This is a genomic window from Pseudomonas sp. R11-23-07 (genome assembly GCF_003852295.1).
GTDB lineage: Bacteria > Pseudomonadota > Gammaproteobacteria > Pseudomonadales > Pseudomonadaceae > Aquipseudomonas.
The window spans coordinates 5103443-5121688 of record NZ_CP027761.1 but is presented as its reverse complement, the minus strand read 5'-3'; the positions used below and the strand labels follow the sequence as shown (position 1 = coordinate 5121688).

Annotated in this window: 15 protein-coding genes; 4 read left to right on the top strand and 11 right to left on the bottom strand. The window is 59.5% G+C overall.

Annotated elements, in window-relative coordinates; genetic code table 11:
- Positions 1–30 precede the first annotated feature (30 nt).
- The 10 genes from C4J84_RS23520 to C4J84_RS23475 all read right to left on the bottom strand — a co-directional run bounded on the left by C4J84_RS23520 (position 31) and on the right by C4J84_RS23475 (position 12860).
- Positions 31–1596: a SpoVR family protein gene (locus C4J84_RS23520; protein ID WP_124364655.1), complete on the bottom strand. Its 1566-nt coding sequence runs from the start codon at positions 1594–1596 to the stop codon at positions 31–33.
- Positions 1593–2864 (bottom strand): YeaH/YhbH family protein, encoded by a 1272-nt coding sequence (locus tag C4J84_RS23515; RefSeq protein WP_124368561.1) that lies wholly within the window; start codon positions 2862–2864, stop codon positions 1593–1595. Before C4J84_RS23515 ends, C4J84_RS23520 begins: the two co-directional genes overlap by 4 nt.
- Before the next feature lie 113 nt (positions 2865–2977).
- On the bottom strand, positions 2978–4900 hold the full coding sequence (locus C4J84_RS23510; protein ID WP_124368560.1) for a PrkA family serine protein kinase: 1923 nt from the start codon (positions 4898–4900) through the stop codon (positions 2978–2980).
- A 285-nt stretch (positions 4901–5185) separates the two neighbouring features.
- Positions 5186–5515, bottom strand: a complete 330-nt coding sequence (gene glpE / locus C4J84_RS23505) for a thiosulfate sulfurtransferase GlpE (RefSeq protein WP_124372048.1) — start codon at positions 5513–5515, stop codon at positions 5186–5188.
- A 9-nt stretch (positions 5516–5524) separates the two neighbouring features.
- Positions 5525–6376, bottom strand: coding sequence for a symmetrical bis(5'-nucleosyl)-tetraphosphatase (locus C4J84_RS23500; RefSeq protein WP_124372047.1), 852 nt, complete (start codon positions 6374–6376; stop codon positions 5525–5527).
- Complete coding sequence (apaG, locus tag C4J84_RS23495) at positions 6376–6756, bottom strand: Co2+/Mg2+ efflux protein ApaG (protein WP_124364650.1); 381 nt, start codon at positions 6754–6756, stop codon at positions 6376–6378. The genes C4J84_RS23500 and apaG overlap by 1 nt, the downstream gene beginning before the upstream one ends.
- A gap of 195 nt (positions 6757–6951) precedes the next feature.
- Positions 6952–7764, bottom strand: a complete 813-nt coding sequence (gene rsmA / locus C4J84_RS23490; RefSeq protein ID WP_124372046.1) for a 16S rRNA (adenine(1518)-N(6)/adenine(1519)-N(6))-dimethyltransferase RsmA — start codon at positions 7762–7764, stop codon at positions 6952–6954.
- The gene (gene pdxA, locus C4J84_RS23485; protein WP_124372045.1) at positions 7761–8750 is read right to left on the bottom strand and encodes a 4-hydroxythreonine-4-phosphate dehydrogenase PdxA; all 990 of its coding nucleotides are present in this window, start codon (positions 8748–8750) and stop codon (positions 7761–7763) included. Before pdxA ends, rsmA begins: the two co-directional genes overlap by 4 nt.
- Positions 8747–10081 (bottom strand): peptidylprolyl isomerase, encoded by a 1335-nt coding sequence (locus C4J84_RS23480; RefSeq protein ID WP_124365212.1) that lies wholly within the window; start codon positions 10079–10081, stop codon positions 8747–8749. Before C4J84_RS23480 ends, pdxA begins: the two co-directional genes overlap by 4 nt.
- Positions 10062–12860, bottom strand: coding sequence for an LPS-assembly protein LptD (locus tag C4J84_RS23475; RefSeq protein WP_124372044.1), 2799 nt, complete (start codon positions 12858–12860; stop codon positions 10062–10064). The genes C4J84_RS23480 and C4J84_RS23475 overlap by 20 nt, the downstream gene beginning before the upstream one ends.
- A 130-nt stretch (positions 12861–12990) precedes the next feature.
- Here C4J84_RS23475 and C4J84_RS23470 point away from each other — a divergent pair, with 130 nt between their 5' ends.
- From C4J84_RS23470 to C4J84_RS23455, 4 genes are all read left to right on the top strand, one after another.
- The gene (locus tag C4J84_RS23470) at positions 12991–14016 is read left to right on the top strand and encodes an aminoglycoside phosphotransferase family protein (protein WP_124372043.1); all 1026 of its coding nucleotides are present in this window, start codon (positions 12991–12993) and stop codon (positions 14014–14016) included.
- Positions 14013–14687, top strand: a complete 675-nt coding sequence (murU, locus tag C4J84_RS23465; RefSeq protein WP_124436168.1) for an N-acetylmuramate alpha-1-phosphate uridylyltransferase MurU — start codon at positions 14013–14015, stop codon at positions 14685–14687. The genes C4J84_RS23470 and murU overlap by 4 nt, the downstream gene beginning before the upstream one ends.
- A gap of 2 nt (positions 14688–14689) precedes the next feature.
- Positions 14690–15457: a TerB family tellurite resistance protein gene (locus C4J84_RS23460; protein ID WP_124436167.1), complete on the top strand. Its 768-nt coding sequence runs from the start codon at positions 14690–14692 to the stop codon at positions 15455–15457.
- Positions 15458–15723: 266 nt separating this feature from the next.
- Complete coding sequence (locus tag C4J84_RS23455) at positions 15724–17055, top strand: IS110 family transposase (protein ID WP_124436166.1); 1332 nt, start codon at positions 15724–15726, stop codon at positions 17053–17055.
- A gap of 155 nt (positions 17056–17210) precedes the next feature.
- On the opposite strand, the gene C4J84_RS23450 is transcribed toward C4J84_RS23455, so the two are convergent.
- Positions 17211–18185: an alpha/beta hydrolase family protein gene (locus C4J84_RS23450; RefSeq protein ID WP_124372039.1), complete on the bottom strand. Its 975-nt coding sequence runs from the start codon at positions 18183–18185 to the stop codon at positions 17211–17213.
- Positions 18186–18246: the final 61 nt, after the last annotated feature.

Here is an 18246-nt window from a genome sequence, read left to right as displayed (position 1 = left end):
CTGCGCCGGGCCAATGGAGGCTTTGCCGTTTCAGAGATGCACGACGGCCAGGTCCAGACGGCCGTAGTCGGTGTCGTTATGATCGCTGCGCGGGGGAACATGGTGGGTTTTCACCACTTGGTCGCCCTGCAGGGTTTCCAGGTGGATATCGAAGCCCCACAGCCGGTGCAAGTGCTTGAGCACCTCCTCGGTGGATTCGCCCAAGGGTTTGCGGTCGTGCTGCTGGTGACGCAAGGTCAGCGAGCGGTCACCCCGCACGTCGATGCTGTAGATCTGTACGTTGGGCTCGCGGTTGCCCAAGTTGTATTGCGCCGCCAAGGTCTCGCGGATAGTCCGGTAGCCGGGTTCGTCATGAATGGCCGGCACTACCAGGTCGTCCTTGAGGTCGTCATCCATGATGCTGAACAGCTTGAGGTCGCGAATCACCTGGGGAGACAGGTACTGCAGGATGAAGCTCTCATCCTTGAAGCTGCTCATGGCGAACTTGATGGTGGAGAGCCAGTCGCTGCCAGCGATTTCCGGGAACCAGCGACGGTCCTCCTCGGTGGGGTGTTCGCACATGCGCCGGATATCCCGATACATCGCAAAGCCCAGCGCATAGGGATTGATGCCGTTGTAGTACGGGCTATCGAAACCGGGCTGGAACACCACACTGGTATGGGAGGTGAGGAATTCCATCATGAACCCGTCGGTGACCAGGCCCTCGTCGTACAGGTCGTTCATCAGCGTGTAGTGCCAGAACGTCGCCCAGCCCTCATTCATCACCTGGGTCTGGCGCTGGGGATAAAAGTACTGGGCGATCTTGCGCACGATGCGCACGATTTCGCGTTGCCATGGCTCCAGCAGTGGCGCATGTTTTTCCAGAAAATACAGGATGTTTTCCTGAGGTTCGGCGGGGAAGCGTGCATTGTCCTTGTCGCTGTTCTTGCCGGCGCGCTTTGGAATGGTGCGCCACAGATCGTTGATCTGTTTCTGCAAGTGCTCCTCACGTTCCTTCTGACGCAGACGTTCTTCTTCGGCCGAAATCGGATAGGGGCGTTTGTAACGGTCAACGCCGTAGTTCATCAACGCGTGGCAGGAGTCGAGCAGGTCTTCCACCGCGTCGATGCCGTGGCGCTCCTCGCATTGCATGATGTACTGCTTGGCGAACACCAGGTAATCGATGATCGAACTGGCATCGGTCCAGGTGCGGAACAGGTAGTTGCCCTTGAAAAAGCTGTTATGCCCGTAGCACGCGTGGGCCACCACCAACGCCTGCATGCAGATGGTGTTTTCTTCCATCAGGTAAGCGATGCACGGGTCGGAGTTGATCACGATCTCGTAGGCCAGGCCCATCTGGCCGCGGGTATAGGACTTTTCGGTGCTGAGAAAGTGTTTGCCGTAGGACCAATGGTGATAACCCAGCGGCATACCGACGGAGGCGTAGGCGTCCATCATCTGTTCGGCGGTGATCACTTCGATCTGATTGGGGTAAGTGTCCAGGGCATAACCCGCCGCGATGCGGCTGATTTCCCGGTCATAGGCCTGGATCAGTTCAAAGGTCCACTCGGACCCGGTGGAAATAGGTTGGCGCTTATGCTCTTTTTTGGCGGTCATGACACTAACCTGCGCTGGAAGAGTTCACGGAAGACCGGATAGATATCGCCGGCCGAGACCAGTTGCTGTTGGGCGAACGTATCGGCAAAGGCTTCGCCGATGCGCTCGTATTCGAACCATAGCGCCTGGTGCTCACGGGGGGTAATTTCGACGTAGGTGTAGTACTGCACGAAAGGCATGATCTGGTTGATCAGGATGTCGCGGCAGATCGGCGAGTCATCGTTCCAGTTGTCCCCGTCGGACGCCTGGGCCGCGTAGATATTCCACTCATTGACCGGGTAGCGCTCGGCCATGATTTCCTGCATCAGCTTCAGGGCGCTGGAGACGATAGTGCCGCCGGTTTCGCGGGAATAGAAGAATTCTTCTTCGTCCACTTCCCGGGCGCTGGTGTGATGGCGGATGAACACCACCTCGATCTTGTCGTAGTTCCGCTTCAGGAACAGGTACAGCAAGATAAAGAAGCGCTTGGCAATGTCCTTGGTGGCCTGGGTCATGGAGCCGGACACGTCCATCAGGCAGAACATCACGGCCTTGGAACTCGGGTTGGGCTGCTTGACCAGCAGGTTGTATTTCAAGTCAAAGGTATCGAGGAACGGCACGCGATGAATGCGCGCGCTGAGCTTCTCGATCTCTGCCTCTATTTCCTGGATATCGCCGAAGTTGTCCGGTTCTTCGCGCCTCAGGCGCTCCAACTCTTCCTTGGCCTGCTTCAATTTTGCACGGCTGCTTCCTGACAGGGCGATACGCCGGGCGTGGGCTGAGCGCAGGGTGCGGATGATGTTGATACGCGACGGGTTGCCCTCGTTGCTGATACCCGCACGCACGGTTTTGAACGTGTCGGTGCCAGTCAGGTTGCGTTTGACCAGGTTGGGCAGTTCCAAGTCCTCGAACATGAATTCGAGAAATTCTTCCTGGGTGATCTGGAACACGAACTCGTCCATGCCCTCGCCGGAGTTACCGGCCTTGCCCGCGCCCTTGCCCCCACCGCCACCTTGCGGGCGCTGAATGTGGTCACCCGTGGTGAACTCCTTGTTGCCCGGATGCACCACGGTTTGCTTACCGCCCCGGCCGTGGTGCAGCACGGGTTCGTCGATGTCCCGTCCGGGAATGCTGATTTGTTCGCCATGTTCCATGTCGGTAATGGAGCGGCGGCTGACGGCCTCTTCAACGGCCTTTTTGATATGGTCACGGTAACGCCGCAGGAACCGCTGGCGGTTTACCGTGCTCTTGTTCTTGCCATTGAGGCGTCGGTCGATCACATAGCTCATGGGGAGCCCTCCGGGCAGCTTCACGTTACAAGCTTCAAGCCGCGAGCTGGAAGCTTAGGGACAAGCGGTCGACTGCCAGGCCGGATGCCTGGCAGTGGCCGCCTGTCGCTGCCTTACTGCGATTTGCGCACCCGCAGGTACCACTCGGAGAGCAGTCGTACCTGTTTGTCGGTGTAGCCGCGCTCGACCATTCGTGTGACGAAGTCGTTGTGTTTTTGCTGATCCTCCTTGCTCGCCTTGGCGTTGAAGCTGATAACCGGCAGCAGATCCTCGGTGTTGGAGAACATTTTCTTCTCGATCACCACCCGCAGCTTCTCGTAGCTGAGCCAAGTTGGGTTCTTGCCGTTGTTGTTGGCGCGGGCGCGCAGCACGAAGTTGACGATTTCGTTGCGGAAATCCTTCGGATTACTGATGCCGGCGGGTTTCTCGATTTTCTCCAGCTCCTCGTTGAGTGCCACGCGGTTGAGGATTTCGCCGGTTTCCGGGTCGCGGTATTCCTGGTCCTGAATCCAGAAGTCGGCATACAGCACGTAGCGGTCGAAAATGTTCTGGCCGTACTCGCTGTAGGACTCTAGGTAGGCGGTCTGGATTTCCTTGCCGATGAATTCGATGTAGCGCGGCGCCAGGTATTCCTTGAGGAAGCGCAGATAGCGCTCGCGGGTTTCGGCCTGGAATTGTTCCTGTTCGATCTGCTGCTCCAGCACGTACAGCAAATGCACCGGGTTGGCGGCGATCTCGTGAGGGTCGAAGTTGAACACCTTGGACAGGATCTTGAACGCGAAACGCGTCGACAGGCCGTTCATGCCTTCATCGACGCCCGCCGTGTCGCGGTATTCCTGGATCGATTTGGCCTTGGGATCGGTGTCCTTGAGATTTTCCCCGTCGTACACGCGCATTTTCGAGTAGATATTCGAGTTCTCCGGCTCCTTGAGGCGCGACAGCACGGTGAACTGGGCGAGCATCTTCAGGGTGTCGGGTGCGCAATGCGCCTTGGCCAGGGAGCTGTTGAACAGCAGTTTGTCGTAGATCTTGATTTCATCGCTGACCCGTAGGCAGTACGGCACCTTGACGATGTAGATACGGTCGATGAAGGCTTCGTTGTTCTTGTTGTTGCGGAAGGTGTGCCACTCCGATTCGTTGGAGTGAGCCAGCAGGATCCCAGTGAATGGAATCGCGCCCAGGCCTTCGGTACTGTTGTAGTTACCTTCTTGCGTGGCCGTGAGCAGTGGGTGCAGCACCTTGATCGGCGCCTTGAACATCTCCACGAATTCCATCAGGCCCTGGTTGGCCCGGCACAGCGCGCCCGAGTAGCTGTAGGCATCGGCGTCGTTCTGTGGGAATTCTTCCAGTTTGCGGATATCGACCTTGCCCACCAGTGCGGAGATGTCCTGGTTGTTCTCGTCGCCCGGTTCAGTCTTGGCGACGCCGATCTGGTTGAGGATCGACGGGTAGAGCTTGACCACGCGGAACTGGCTGATATCGCCACCGAATTCGGACAGGCGCTTGGTGGCCCAGGGCGACATGATGGTATTGAGATAGCGCCGAGGGATGCCAAAGTCTTCTTCGAGGATGGCGCCGTCTTCGGTGGCGTTGAACAGGCCCAGGGGCGACTCGAACACCGGCGAGCCCTTGATCGCGTAGAAGGGCACCTTTTCGATCAGTTGCTTGAGTTTTTCGGCCAGGGACGACTTGCCACCGCCGACGGGGCCGAGCAGGTAGAGGATCTGTTTCTTTTCCTCCAGGCCTTGGGCAGCATGGCGGAAGTAGGAGACGATCTGGTCGATGCATTCTTCCATGCCGTGGAAGTCTTCAAAGGCCGGATAGCGGCGGATCACCTTGTTGGAGAATATTCGCGACAGCCGCGAGTTGTTGGCGGTTTCCACCAACTGCGGCTCGCCGATTGCCAGCAGCAGGCGTTCGGCGGCAGACGCATAGGTACTGCGATCCTGTTTGCACAGTTCGAGGTACTCTTGAAGCGTGAGTTCCTCCTCCTGTGTGGACGCGAAACGTTGTTGGAAGTGGCTAAAGATACTCATGACGTCGTCACCTCGCTCGATACGTGGAGCCGACGCCGGATCAATCAGTCGATGCTGGCAGTCATTGACGTTCGCCAATAGCTGTTTTCCCCCCAGAACACCCTGAAACGCTACCGATGACCCGCACGCCGGTGTACCGGCTCTCCCCTGATTTGGATGGCCTGCGCTTAAGGATAGTTCGGAATCGGGGAGGTCAAGGCGCGATGCGTAATTAGTTTGGCCGCGCCGTTCGTCAGAAACGGCGCAAGCCCAAGCGTCACGCGGGGTAGCGGGGTGTGAAAAAAATTATTGCGAATCGCCTGAAGATATTTCCGCAGGATAGGTCGCACGCCACAGCTCAAAGCCGCCGTCCAGGCTGTAGACGTCGGAGAAACCCTGGCTGACAAGATAAGCCGCTGCGCTCTGGCTGGAGTTGCCGTGGTAGCACGCAACGATCAGCGGCGCGTCGAGGTCGGCGGCGCGGATAAAGTCGGCGATGTTGACGTTGTCCAGATGCCGGGCGCCGGCAATGTGCGCAGCGGCATACGTAGGCTGGTCACGGATATCGACGACCACAGCGCCTTGTTCGCGCAGGGCCTGGGCTTGTTCGGGGGGAATACGTTTGAATTCTGTCATGGCGGGCTCCTAGGGCTTGGCGGCGGCCGTCTGTGTATTGGATACGGGGGATTCACACTGGCAACTGATGCGCTCGCCGGTGTCGATGTTCATCAGGGTCATGGCACCACCCCACACGCAGCCGGTGTCGAGGGCGAACACGCCGGGTTCTTCGCATTTGCCTTCTAGGGCGGCCCAATGACCGAAGATGATTTTCGTGTCACGGGTTTTGCGTTCCTTGTGCGCAAACCAGGGTTTATAGCCAGGCAGCGCGGTATCGGCGCCTTCCTTGCTCTTGAGGTCCAGTCGGCCCTCGGCCGTGCAAAAGCGCATGCGCGTGAAGTAGTTGGTGATCACCCTCAAGCGGGCAACGCCGCTGAGGTCGCTGTCCCACTTCATCGGCTCGTTGCCATACATGCCGTCGAGGTAGGCGGTGTAGAGGTTGTCATCGGCCAGGGCGCTTTCGACTTCGGCTGCGCACTTGAGGGCTTTTTTCAACGTCCATTGCGGTGGGATGCCAGCATGGACCATGGCGATGTTGCGGGCCTCGTCGTAATGCATGAGCTTTTGTCGGCGCGCCCACTCCAGCAACTCGGCCCGGTCCGGCGCTTCGAGGATTTCCCGCAGCGTATCGCCTTTTTTCAGACGCTCGATGTTGTGGCCGGCCGCGAGCAGGTGCAGGTCATGGTTGCCCAGCACGCAGACCAGCGAATCACGCAGCTTATAGAGGTAGCGCAAGGTTTCCAGGGACTGCGGACCACGGTTGACCAGATCGCCGACCAACCAAAGGCGATCGGTTGCCGGGTCGAACGTGACGCGTTCGAGCAGGCACTTGAGGGGCTCCAGGCAGCCTTGCAGGTCACCGACCGCATACGTTGCCATCAGTGCAGGGCTCCGGGTACGGCGAGGCGGAATGGCTTGATGATCGCGTCGAACAGCTTGCCGTCGGTCGCTTTCATTTGATAGGTGCCTTGCATGGTGCCGACTTTGGAGGTCATCACCGTGCCGCTGCTGTAGGTATGGCTGGCGCCGATGTCGATCAACGGTTGCTGGCCGACAACACCCGCGCCGCGTACTTCTTCGACCTGACCATCACCGTCGGTGATCACCCAATGGCGCGACAGCAGCTTGGCCGGCACCAGCCCGTTGTTTTTCACCGTGATGGTGTAGGCAAAGGCAAAGCGGTTGTGTTCAGGTTGGGATTGGTCCGCCAGGAAGCGGGTAACGACGCTGACGTCGATCTGGTAGCGAGGATCGGACATGCAAGAGGCCTTAAAAGCAGATGCGCAGGACAGCTGATGCGGGCCAGTCTAGGCCAAGAGGTGGCCACTAGGCCAGATATGTGATCCAAATGTGGGAGGGGGCTTGCTCCCGATAGCGGTGTGTCAGTTGAAATTTATCCACTGATACTCCCCTATCGGGAGCAAGCCCCCTCCCACATTGGATCGCGTTGAACCTTACCCTTCTGTCGGGGCAGGCTGAATCGCCAGCTGGTCGGCCAGGCGCACGAACGCGGCTAGGTCCAGTTGCTCGGGGCGCAGGCTGCCGTCGACGCCGGCCGCTTCGATTTCGGCGTTGCTCAACAGCGCCTTGAGCGTGTTGCGCAGGGTCTTGCGGCGTTGGTTGAACGCTTCACGCACGACGCGCTCAAGCAATTTGTGGTCCTTGGCCGGGTGCGGCAGCACGGCATGGGGCACCAGGCGCACGATGGCCGAGTCGACCTTCGGCGGCGGGTTGAATGCGCCCGGGCCAACGTTGAACAGATGCTCGACGCGGCAATGGTACTGGACCATGATCGACAGCCGGCCCCAATCACCACCACCCGGCCCGGCGGCCAGGCGCTCCACCACTTCTTTTTGCAGCATGAAGTGCATGTCGCGGATGATCCCGGCGTTGTTCAGCAGGTGGAAAATCAGCGGGGTGGAGATGTTGTATGGCAGGTTACCGACCACACGCAGGCTGCTGGGCGCAGCATTGAGCGTATTGAAGTCGAACTTCAGCGCATCGCCCTGATGCAGATTAAAGTTGGGCTTGTCGGCAAACTGCTGGTTGAGAATCGGGATCAGGTCCTTGTCCAGCTCAACCACGTCCAGTTGGCCGCCACTGGCCAGCAGGCCCTGGGTCAATGCGCCCTGGCCTGGGCCGATTTCCAGCAGGCGGTCGCAAGATTTGGCGTGGATGGAGCGCAGGATGCGGTCAATTACGCCAGCGTCGTGCAGGAAGTTTTGCCCGAAGCGCTTGCGCGCCCGGTGTTGGTAATGCTCAGTCATATACGGGTCTCGGCCATCTGATAGGCGGTTTCCAGGGCCATGTGCAGGCTGCCGGTATCGATCTTGCCGCTGCCTGCCAGGTCCAGGGCAGTGCCATGGTCGACGGAGGTGCGGATGATCGGCAGGCCCAGTGTCACGTTGACTGCGGCGCCGAAGCCTTTGTATTTCAGCACGGGCAGCCCCTGGTCATGGTACATCGCCAGCACTGCGTCGCAGTGCTCCAGATATTTGGGGGTAAACAGAGTGTCGGCAGGCAATGGGCCGCGCAGGTCCATGCCTTCTTGGCGCAGACGCTCTAATGTCGGTTCAATGATGTCGATTTCTTCACGGCCCAAATGCCCGCCTTCACCGGCGTGGGGGTTGAGCCCACAGACCAGGATACGCGGTTGGGCAATGCCGAATTTGTGTTGCAGGTCGGCGTGCAGGATGCGTGTGACGCGTTCTATGCGCTCGGCGGTGATGGCGTCGGCGATGTCGCGCAGCGGCAGGTGCGTGGTGACCAGCGCGACGCGAAGGCCCCGGGTGGCCAGCATCATCACGACTTGTTCGGTGTGTGTGAGTTCGGCCAGGAATTCGGTATGGCCGGAAAAGGCGATACCGGATTCGTTGATCACGCCTTTATGGACGGGCGCGGTGATCATGCCGGCGAAGTCGCCGTCGATGCAGCCTTGGCCGGCGCGGGTCAGGGTTTCCAGTACGAAGGCCGCATTGGCCTTGTCCAGTTGCCCGGCGATTACCTTGGCTTGCAGGGGCGTGTCCCACACATACAGGCTGCCCGCCGGCGCCGGCAGGTCGGGCCAGTTGCCCGGTGCGACGCTCAGCAGGTTGACAGCCACACCCAGTTGCGCGGCCCGCTCAAGGAGCAGGTCGCAGCTGGTGATGGCAATCAGGGGGTGTGGCTGGGGTTGCGAGGCGAGCAGCAGGCACAGGTCTGGACCAATGCCGGCCGGCTCGCCGGGTGTTACCGCGAAACGCTGGGGTTTCACTGGGTTGCCTGGTCGGTGCCTGTTTGCTCGGCGCCTGGCAGCTTGTTTTCTACGTAGGCTTCGTCACGGATCTGACGCAACCAGGTTTGCAGCTCTTCGTCGTACTTGCGGTTACGCAGTACGGTCAGGGCTTGCTGTTCGCGGGCCTGGTTGGTGTTGTCGGTGGCGCGACGGCCAAGGACTTCCAGCACGTGCCAGCCGTATTGGGTCTTGAACGGCTTGGACAGTACGCCTTGCGGAGTATCGGCCATCACCTGCTGGAACTCGGGCACCAGGGCTTTCGGGTCGATCCAGTTCAGGTCGCCGCCGTTGAGGGCAGAACCTGGGTCTTCCGAAAAGCTCTTGGCCAGGGTGGCGAAGTCTTCACCGCTTTCGATGCGGTCATAGATCTTCTGGGCCAGTTCCTTGGTTTGTGCCTCGGTACGGATTTCGCTTGGTTTGACCAGAATGTGACGAACGTGTACTTCGTCTTTCAGCGAGGTCTCGCCGCCGCGCTTGGCCAGCAGCTTGAGGATGATGAAACCGCCCGGAGTACGTGCCGGTTGGGTAATGTCACCCACGTTCATCGCACTCAGCTCGCGGTCGAACGGCGGCGGCAGTTGAGCGGCTTTACGCCAGCCCATGTCACCACCGTCGAGCGCGTTGTCGCTGCCGGACTGGGCAATCGCCATCTGGGCGAAATCAGCGCCGGCCTTGAGGCGATCATAGATAGCCTGGGTTTTGGCTGCGGCCGCATTGAGCTGCTCGGCGTTGGCGCTGTCGGGCGTTGGGATCAGGATATTGGCCAGGTGCAGCTCTTCGGAAAGCTGCATCTTGCCCAGGTCCGAGGCCAGGAAGTTCTTCACTTCCTGCTCCGACACCTGCACCCGTTCGGCTACGCGACGCTGGCGTACACGGCTGATGATCATTTCACGCTTGATCTGGTCACGCGCGTCCTCATAGGACAGGCCATCGTGCGCCAGAGCTGCGCGGAACTGGTCGATGCTCATATTGTTGCGTTGAGCGATGGTGCCGACGGCCTGGTTCAGCTCTTCGTCAGAAATACGGATGCCGGAGCGTTCGCCGATCTGCAGTTGCAGGTTTTCCACGATCAGGCGTTCCAGCACCTGGGGTTCCAGGACGCTGGTCGGCGGCACACCACCGCCACGCTTGGCGATGGTTTGCTGAACTTCCTTGACCCGTTGGTCCAGTTGGCTCTGCATGATCACGTCGTTATCGACGATGGCTGCGACTTTATCCAGCTGTTGCACCGCGGCATGCGCCGAGGCGGCACCCAGGAACAGCGCGCCCAGCACGAGCGGGCGCAAGCACTCAGAAAGCTTTGTCTTCACGTTCACGATAACCTTCAATGCCTTTGTCGAGGAAGCTCTCTACCTTGGCGCCGGTCAGGCCGCCGAGTCCTTTGAGGACAATTTGGAAGAAGAGCCCGTGGTCACCCTTTTCGTTGAGAGGGGCGATCTGGCTGTATTCGTCGTTGGAAACCCAGTAGCGGTTGATGACGCGCAGTTTCCAGCAGCAGTTGTCGTACTCGAAACCGCCGAAGGCTTCCAAGGTACGGTTGCGGGCGTAGTCATACTGCCAGCGGGTGATCAGGTTCCACTGCGGAATGATCGGCCACATCATCGAGAAGTCGTGTTGCTGGATTTTGTAGTAGTCCTTGATGAAGTTCGGGTTGCCTTCGCTGCCATAGTCACCACCAAATTGCCATTTGCCGGTCAACTGGTTGTAGACGACCTGGTCATTACGGTAGCGATAGCCGACGTTGATTACCTTATTCGGGTTGTCTTCCGGCTGGTAGTGGAACATCGCGCTGCCGGAGCGTGGGCTGTGGCTGGTAGGGTCCCAGTTGTAGTCGGCCGTCGCACGCCAATCTCGGTTGAAGCGGAAAGAGTAATCCAAGGCGATCGGCGACACGTCTTCATGTGCATCATCACGGGTTGTCGCGTCTACACCTGGCAATTGTACTTCGCGGTCTTTGAAGTACACAGCCTGGCCGATACTGATACGTTGACGCTCAAGGCCGTCGTCTTGAATCCAGCGGCTGGTCAGGCCCAGCGACAGTTTGTTTTCGTCGCCGATACGGTCGCCGCCGGTGAAGCGGTTGTCACGGAACAACGAGTCGAAACTGAATGGAGTTTCGCTAGTGTCAAACACCGGGATATTTTTCTGATCTTTCTCTGGTACATAGAGATAGAACAAACGTGGTTCCAGGGTTTGCTGGTAATTACGACCAAACCATTGGGTATTACGGTCAAAGAAGAGGCCGCTATCGATACTGGCAATGGGGACGGAGCGATTTTGAGAACTATTGAACGTCTCGCCCAGAGCCGACGCGCCTAGTCTATTGACTACCAGGTCATTCTTGCCGGTGTTATCCAGGTCAAGGTCGTATTTGGTATAGACATACTTGAGCTTCGGTGTAATGAAACCGTAGGTCCAATTCAGCGGCAGGGAGACGCTCGGTGCTGCACTCAGGCGAGTACCGTTGGCACGGCTCAACCCGAGGACGTTGTTGTCCAGACGAGAGGAAATTGCTCCGTCCTTGTCAGTGTAAGAGCCGTTCTGAAGATCTCGGTCGAACCGCACCGCTTCTGTTTCGTAAGCGAGGTCCAGCCCGCCAGGATGGTAAGGCAGCGCACCGTTGAAAGTGATCTGTGGCAAGCGGTCGTATGGGGTGAACTCCGATACCGTCGCCAGTTGGTACGCCTGAACGTTCAAGCGAGCCTGGTACGTATCACCGCGGTAAGTCAGGGAACCCTGCTGGTTGACGAAGTCGCGACTCTCTACGCCTTCTTCGTAGGACTTCAGGTCCTGGAAGTAGTAAGGATCGCTGATTTTGGTGTAATCAACCAGTGACGTCAGCCGCGAATCCAAGCCACCTTTATGCTGCCAATTGAGCATATAGCGGGTTTTTTCGGAGTCGGTCTGGTTCTTGCGCTCATCGTTGTCGTCGTTGAGGTACGCCCCACCAAACTGCCCTTCGCTGGACTTGGTGAGGTAGCGGAATTCGCCTTCCATCAACATGCCGCGCTTGGTCATGTATTGCGGGTACAACGTGGCGTCGTAGTTCGGTGCCAGGTTGAAGTAGTACGGCGTTACCAGCGTAAAGCCAGTTTCACTGCCGGTGCTGAAGCTCGGCGGCAGGAAGCCGGATTGACGACGGTCGTCAATCGGGAAATAGATGTAAGGGGTGTACAGGATCGGGATGTTCTTGACCCGCAACGTCGCGTTGGTGGCCGTACCGAAACCGGTGGCCGGGTTCAACGTGATGTTGTTGCCCTTGAGCTGCCAGGCGTTGCTGTCCGGCTCGCAGGTGGTGTACGTACCGTCCTTGAGACGGATGATCGCGTTCTCGGCACGCTTGGCGTAGAGCGCGTTACCGCGGATACGCGACTTGTGCATCACGTATTCGGCGTTGTCGATCTGGGCGGCGCCGGTATCGAGCTGGACCTGGGCATGGTCGCCCACGATCAGCGCGCCGTTGTCGCGCAGACGCACGTTGCCGTTCAGCTCGCCACGGTTCTCGGCCTGATACAGGCTGGCTTCCTCGGATTCCAGCTGCATGCTGCCCTGGCGCATGACGACGTCACCGGCCAGTGTCGCGACCTGCTGTTCCTGCTCGTAACGAGAGGCTTTGGCACCGATGAAGGTCGGCGCATCGCCCTTGTCCGTCTTGTCGTTCATGCCAGGACGAGTCGGCTCGATGTAGGCACCGCCGCAGTAAGGGCCGGTTTCGGCCAGCTGCGCTGCGGTCAGCTTCTCGCGAGGCACCCAGTCCAAGTGGCTGTAGTCTTTGCTGCGCGAACGCAGCCCACGGCCCTTGGCTTCGGTGACCAGCATGGTCTTGGGCTCGGCGTCGGCGCTGCCGCCAGCCTCGCCTTGCGGCGTGCTGTTGGCCGAGCTGACGGCAGAGCCGTCATGCACCGGCCGCGGTGGCAACGGGGCGGCGGCGGTTTTCGGCGCGCAATCCCAGGCACCCGAAGCAGAGACTGAGCAGTCATACTGTTCCGCGGCGACCACGAATGAGGTGGCGAAGGGTTGCAAGGCCAGCAGACTGCCGGTTACCAGCAACGGAAATTTTCTACGAAACGCGGGGGATTTCAATGCCATCTTATTAGTCCGGGCTTCCTGCGTGCCATCTGCCCGCGGTTTGGGCCGCACGCCTCTCGATGGTCTGAAAAAGATGCGTGATAATAAAGCATGCCCCGCTTGACGGCTAGCGCCGTCGGAGACCCTTGTAATGCCCGAGCACGATCTACGTTTACAACAGCTGGAAGTCTGGCTGGATGAGCAGTTGCCGATCCTCTTCAACGCCCAGGACTGGGGTGCCGTACCCCCGGCCACATTGACTGCGGCCAGCAGCGACGCGAGTTTCAGGCGTTACTTCCGCTGGGAGGGTGGGGCGCATACATTCGTCGTGATGGATGCGCCACCGCCCCAGGAAAACTGCAAACCTTTCGTCGATATCGCGCATTTGCTCGCGAAATCGGGAATTAATGTGCCAAAAATTTATGCGGAAGATTTGCCGCGTGGCTTTCTTTTGCTCAATGACCTGGGCCGAAACACCTACCTGGACGTGATTGACGAACAAAACGCCGATCAATTGTTTGCCGACGCCATCGACGCGTTGCTGGCATTCCAGCAGTTGCCGATGGACGCGCCGTTGCCCAGCTATGACGTGGCGTTGCTGCGCCGCGAGCTTGAATTGTTTCCTGAATGGTACGTACGCCGCCACTTGGGTATCGAGCTCGATACCCAGCAGCAAGCCCTCTGGCAGAGTGCCAGCGAGCTGCTGGTCGACAGCGCCCTGGCGCAGCCCAAAGTGCTGGTGCACCGCGACTATATGCCGCGCAACCTGATGATCAGCGAGCCCAGCCCCGGCGTGCTGGATTTCCAGGACGCGGTCTACGGCCCGGTGACCTACGACATTACCTGTCTGTTCAAGGATGCCTTCCTCAGCTGGCCCCAGGCTCGCGTGCGGGAGTGGCAGCGCGGCTATTGGGAACGCGCCGGGCAGTTGGGGATCCCCGTGCAGGCTGAGTTTGAAGAGTTCCTGCGCGCCAGCGACCTGATGGGCGTGCAGCGTCACCTCAAGGTCATCGGTATCTTCGCGCGGATTTATCACCGCGACGGCAAGCCACGCTACCTGGCGGATGTGCCGCGTTTCTTTGCCTATATAGAAGCGGTGCTCGCCGACCGTCCGGAGTTGAGTGACCTGGGCGAGCTGCTCGCCAGCCTGCGCCAACCGGCCGAGGCCTGCGTATGAAAGCGATGATCCTGGCGGCCGGCAAGGGCGAACGCATGCGCCCGCTGACGCTGCACACGCCCAAGCCGCTGGTGCAGGCGGGCGGCAAGCGGTTGATCGAGTATCACCTTGAGACGCTGGCCAAGGCCGGCTTTACCGAGATCGTGATCAACCATGCCTGGCTCGGCGAACAGATCGAAAGCTACCTGGGCGACGGTGCCCAGTTCGGCTTGCGCATCCGCTATTCGGCCGAAGGCGAGCCGCTGGAAACCGGCGGCGGGATTTTCAAGGCCTTGCCGTTGCTGGGGGATGCGCCGTTTCTGGTGGTCAACGGTGATATCTGGACCGACTACGACTTCAGCCAGTTGAAGCGACCGCTCCAGGGCCTGGCCCACCTGGTGATGGTCGACAACCCGGCGCATCACCCGTCTGGTGGCGACTTCTACTTGAACGACGGGTTGCTTCATGATGCGGCGCCGGGTGCCGATAACCTGACCTTCAGTGGCATTTCCGTGCTCGACCCCCAGTTGTTCGCGGGCTGCAGTGCGGGTGCCTTCAAGCTGGCGCCGCTGTTGCGGGCGGCGATGGACAAAGGTCTGGTAACGGGTGAACACATGAAGGGACGCTGGGTTGATGTCGGAACGCTTGAGCGTCTGGCGCAGGTCGAAACCTTGCTGACAGCGGGGCCGTAGGGATGTTGTGGCCAGGGACGCTGATCGGCGCCGGGGCTGGCTTTGCGATTGCCAGTATTCCGGGGGCTTTGTTGGGTGCATTGTTGGGACAGGCGCTGGACCGGCGCCTGCAGTTGCACAGCTGGGCGCAGTTGCGCGAACGCCTTGGCGGGCGCCCCGCGTTGCGCAACGACGAATTGTTGTTCGTGCTGTTGGGGCGCCTGGCCAAAAGTAACGGCCGGATCGTGGACGGGCATATCCAGCAGGCGCGCCAGGAAATGCGCACACTGGAGATGACCGAGTCGGCCCAGCGCCGAGCCATCCTGGCGTTTAACCGTGGCAAATCCGGCAGCGATCGAGTACGCAGCTATCTGCGCGTGCTCAAGGCGCAACCCCATGCCGCCGAGGGCGTTTTACGTGCCTGCTGGCGCATGGCCTGGGCGGACGACCGGGCGGATGATGCCGAGCGCGACTTGATCGAGCTGTGGGGTAAATGGCTGGGCTGGACGCCGCAACAGGTCCGGGCCCTGGCGTCCGATTACGCGCCGGCGCGCAAGCCATTGGTCAATCGTAACGGGACCTATCAGGACGCGTTGCGGCTTCTGGGGGTGACGGCCACCGCCGAGCCTTCGGTGATCAAACGGGCCTATCGCCGCCTGCTCAGCCGCCACCACCCGGACAAGATCGCCGGCAGTGGCGCCAGCCCCGCGCAGGTGCGCGAGGCGACCGAGCGAACCCGTGAGCTGCATAACGCCTATGCGTTGATTCGCGAGCGGCGGGACTTTCGCTGAGGCGATTGCCCTAATGTGGGAGTCCCCCCTACGCCTCCGGCGTAGCGCTGTCGCGCATCAAACTGGTTCATCGTAAAGTTGAAGAACGCGGGCGGGGCAAAGGCCGTAGCCAGCACTGGTGTGTCACCACCCGAGTGGGAGAGTGGCCTGCACGGTATCGGCGTGGAGTCATTGTCGGCACAGCAAGCTGTGACCACATATAAGAGAGTGAATCCGCTCGCCACCGTGTACCCCGCCCGCGTCGTTCAATCCTGCGAGGAATTGTCATGACGCGCAAGAACCAAAAACGTTTTGAAGTTATCCATCCGGACTGCGCTGCCGTTGATGTAGGCGGCCGAGAGCATTTAGCCGCTGTTGATCCGTCGAAATACAGTGACCCGGTTAAGCGGTTTTCAACCTTCACCGATGATTTGCATGCCATGGCCGATTGGTTTGAATCCATGGGCGTCAAGCTGGTGGCGATGGAGGCGACCGGCGTTTATTGGATCCCGCTCTTCGAAATATTGGATAGACGAGGTTTTGAGGTCTATCTCGTTAATTCCCGTGCGACTCGGCAAATAACCGGTCGCAAGTCCGACGTACTGGATTGTCAGTGGATCCTTCTACTCATGACGCACGGCCTGTTGAGGGGCGCTTTTCGGCCTTCGGACAACGTGTGCTCACTGCGCTCCCTGGTCCGTCAGCGTGGCAATAAAGTCCGCGACCAAGCCAAAGCCCTCAACCGGATGCAAAAGGCTTTGGTGCAGATGAACATCCAATTGGCGCAAGTCATCAGCAACATTGCCGGGGTGACAGGCATGAGCATTTTGCGGGCGATTGTTGACGGAGAGCGCGACCCCGAAGTACTTGCCATGCTCAGAGACAAGCGTGTCAAAGCCGATCAGGCAACCGTTGCGCGTAGCTTGAGGGGCAATTGGCGAGCCGAGCATTTGCATGCGCTGAGCCAGGAACTGGCGGCTTATGACTTCCTGGAAAAACAGATCGGTGAATGCGATCAAGCTATTGCTTTTGCGCTTGAGCGGTTGCCGGTTCTTCAGGAGCAAGTTATCCCTCCCAGCAAAACACTGCGTAACCCGCACCGCTCCAATGAGCAGCAATCAGTTCTGCATCGTGCACTGAACCAAGTAATGGGGGTGGATTTGACCGCCATCCCTACCATCGGAATCGATACGGCGCTGGTTTTGGCCAGCGAATTAGGACCGGACTTATCACGATTCCCTACCTCCCAGCACTTCTGCTCTTGGCTAGGGCTTGCCCCGCCCACGAGGATTTCTGGAGGTAAGCCCCTTGCGGGCAAAGGCGTAAAAGTGATTAACCGTGCCGCACAGGCATTGAAGCAGGCGGCTTCTATTGCACGCAATGACAAGAGTTTTATCGGTGCCAGCCATCGTGCACGTTTGACCCGAATGGACACCTGCTGTGCGATTAAAGCGACAGCGCATCAGTTGGCACGGTTGATTTACGCCATGCTGACTAAAGGCCAGCCTTACGTTGAAAAAGGGATAGAGGAATTTGAAGAAAGAAGCCGTGACCGGCAAATGCGCGCCTTGGAACGCAAGGCGCGCAAGCTGGGATTAGAGTTGGTTAAAGCGGCTTAAATTTTAAGAGCAAAAACAATGGGTTATTTTATGTTTGATAAGAGGGGGCTTGCTCCCGATAGCGGTGGGTCAGTTTGAATTACTGAGACTGACACACTGCTATCGAGAGCAAGCCCCCTCCCACATTGGTTTTGTGGCATTGGCGAGCACTGTGTTCAGCCTTTGTCGGCCTGCGGGCTCAGCCAGCCGCGAACGCGCCGGTACAACTGTTCTTGCTCGGCGGCGTCGTTGCCGGGCAAGGCCTTGAGCTGCACCTGCTTGTACCCCTCATTTTTGCCGCGTTTGGCCGCCTGGCTACGGGCCAATGCGTTTTTGCCGTCCTGGGCGCCGTCTTGATAGAACACATCCGCCGTAGGCAGTTTCAACGCTGGCGCCAATTGCTGCAGGTCCGGTTGACGCGCGGCGGGTGTCTTTCCAGCCACCATCACCAGTTTCTGTACCTGGGCAGGCTGTTTCTCGCTCAGATAACGCGCAGCCCACCATGCGCCGGTGCCATGACCGAGCAATACCACACTGCGGGCACCCTGGGTCTGGGCGAACGCGACGGCGGCGTCGATGCGGTCGAAGATGCGTTTGGCATCGGTTTTGTCCTGTTCATCCGCGCCCGGTACCACCGCCGGGTCAGTGCCTTCGGCTTCTGCGCTGGCGGCCTGTTCGACCGGCTTGGCGACCGTGCTGCCGTCTTTGCTGCTGGTGTCGACCGCCGCTTTGGGCGGTTCGATGACGCGTGGCGGCAGGGTGTCCAGATTGACGTCCGGCAATGACAGGCTGAGGGTGCCCCAGGCAGCGTTCGGCAACTTACTGCGCAGCGGGCCGATTGCCTGCGGCCAGTCAGCATTTTCGCCGGCGCCTGGCACGATAATCACCACGCCCTGGGGTTCGGCGCTGTTGGCGGGCTTCCACAGGGCCAGGAACGTATCGCTGCCGGCCTGCAATTGTTGTTGTTCCTGTTGCGCGACCTGGCGTTCGAGGGCGCTGGCTTCTGCCTGGCTGCGCTCGACCAAGGGCTGGCGCTCGACGGGTGTTTCGGCGGCGGGCGCTGGCGCGTCGGCGGCCTGGACAGAAAAGGCGCTGGTAAATAGCAGCGACAGGCACAATGCTGGCAGTGCCGAACGGTTTCGAGGTGGCATCGTTAAATCCCGGCCAGAAATGATTCCAGCAGCCTAATGGGTTGATCAGTATTTGTCAGTG

Excerpts from the sequence above, each read along its gene's own strand:
- C4J84_RS23520 (WP_124364655.1), bottom strand. The coding sequence starts at position 1,596 with ATGACCGCCAAAAAAGAGCATAAGCGCCAACCTATTTCCACCGGGTCC.
- C4J84_RS23515 (WP_124368561.1), bottom strand. The coding sequence starts at position 2,864 with ATGAGCTATGTGATCGACCGACGCCTCAATGGCAAGAACAAGAGCACG.
- C4J84_RS23510 (WP_124368560.1), bottom strand. The coding sequence starts at position 4,900 with ATGAGTATCTTTAGCCACTTCCAACAACGTTTCGCGTCCACACAGGAG.
- glpE (WP_124372048.1), bottom strand. The coding sequence starts at position 5,515 with ATGACAGAATTCAAACGTATTCCCCCCGAACAAGCCCAGGCCCTGCGC.
- C4J84_RS23500 (WP_124372047.1), bottom strand. The coding sequence starts at position 6,376 with ATGGCAACGTATGCGGTCGGTGACCTGCAAGGCTGCCTGGAGCCCCTC.
- apaG (WP_124364650.1), bottom strand. The coding sequence starts at position 6,756 with ATGTCCGATCCTCGCTACCAGATCGACGTCAGCGTCGTTACCCGCTTC.
- rsmA (WP_124372046.1), bottom strand. The coding sequence starts at position 7,764 with ATGACTGAGCATTACCAACACCGGGCGCGCAAGCGCTTCGGGCAAAAC.
- C4J84_RS23475 (WP_124372044.1), bottom strand. The coding sequence starts at position 12,860 with ATGGCATTGAAATCCCCCGCGTTTCGTAGAAAATTTCCGTTGCTGGTA.
- C4J84_RS23470 (WP_124372043.1), top strand. The coding sequence starts at position 12,991 with ATGCCCGAGCACGATCTACGTTTACAACAGCTGGAAGTCTGGCTGGAT.
- murU (WP_124436168.1), top strand. The coding sequence starts at position 14,013 with ATGAAAGCGATGATCCTGGCGGCCGGCAAGGGCGAACGCATGCGCCCG.
- C4J84_RS23460 (WP_124436167.1), top strand. The coding sequence starts at position 14,690 with ATGTTGTGGCCAGGGACGCTGATCGGCGCCGGGGCTGGCTTTGCGATT.
- C4J84_RS23455 (WP_124436166.1), top strand. The coding sequence starts at position 15,724 with ATGACGCGCAAGAACCAAAAACGTTTTGAAGTTATCCATCCGGACTGC.
- C4J84_RS23450 (WP_124372039.1), bottom strand. The coding sequence starts at position 18,185 with ATGCCACCTCGAAACCGTTCGGCACTGCCAGCATTGTGCCTGTCGCTG.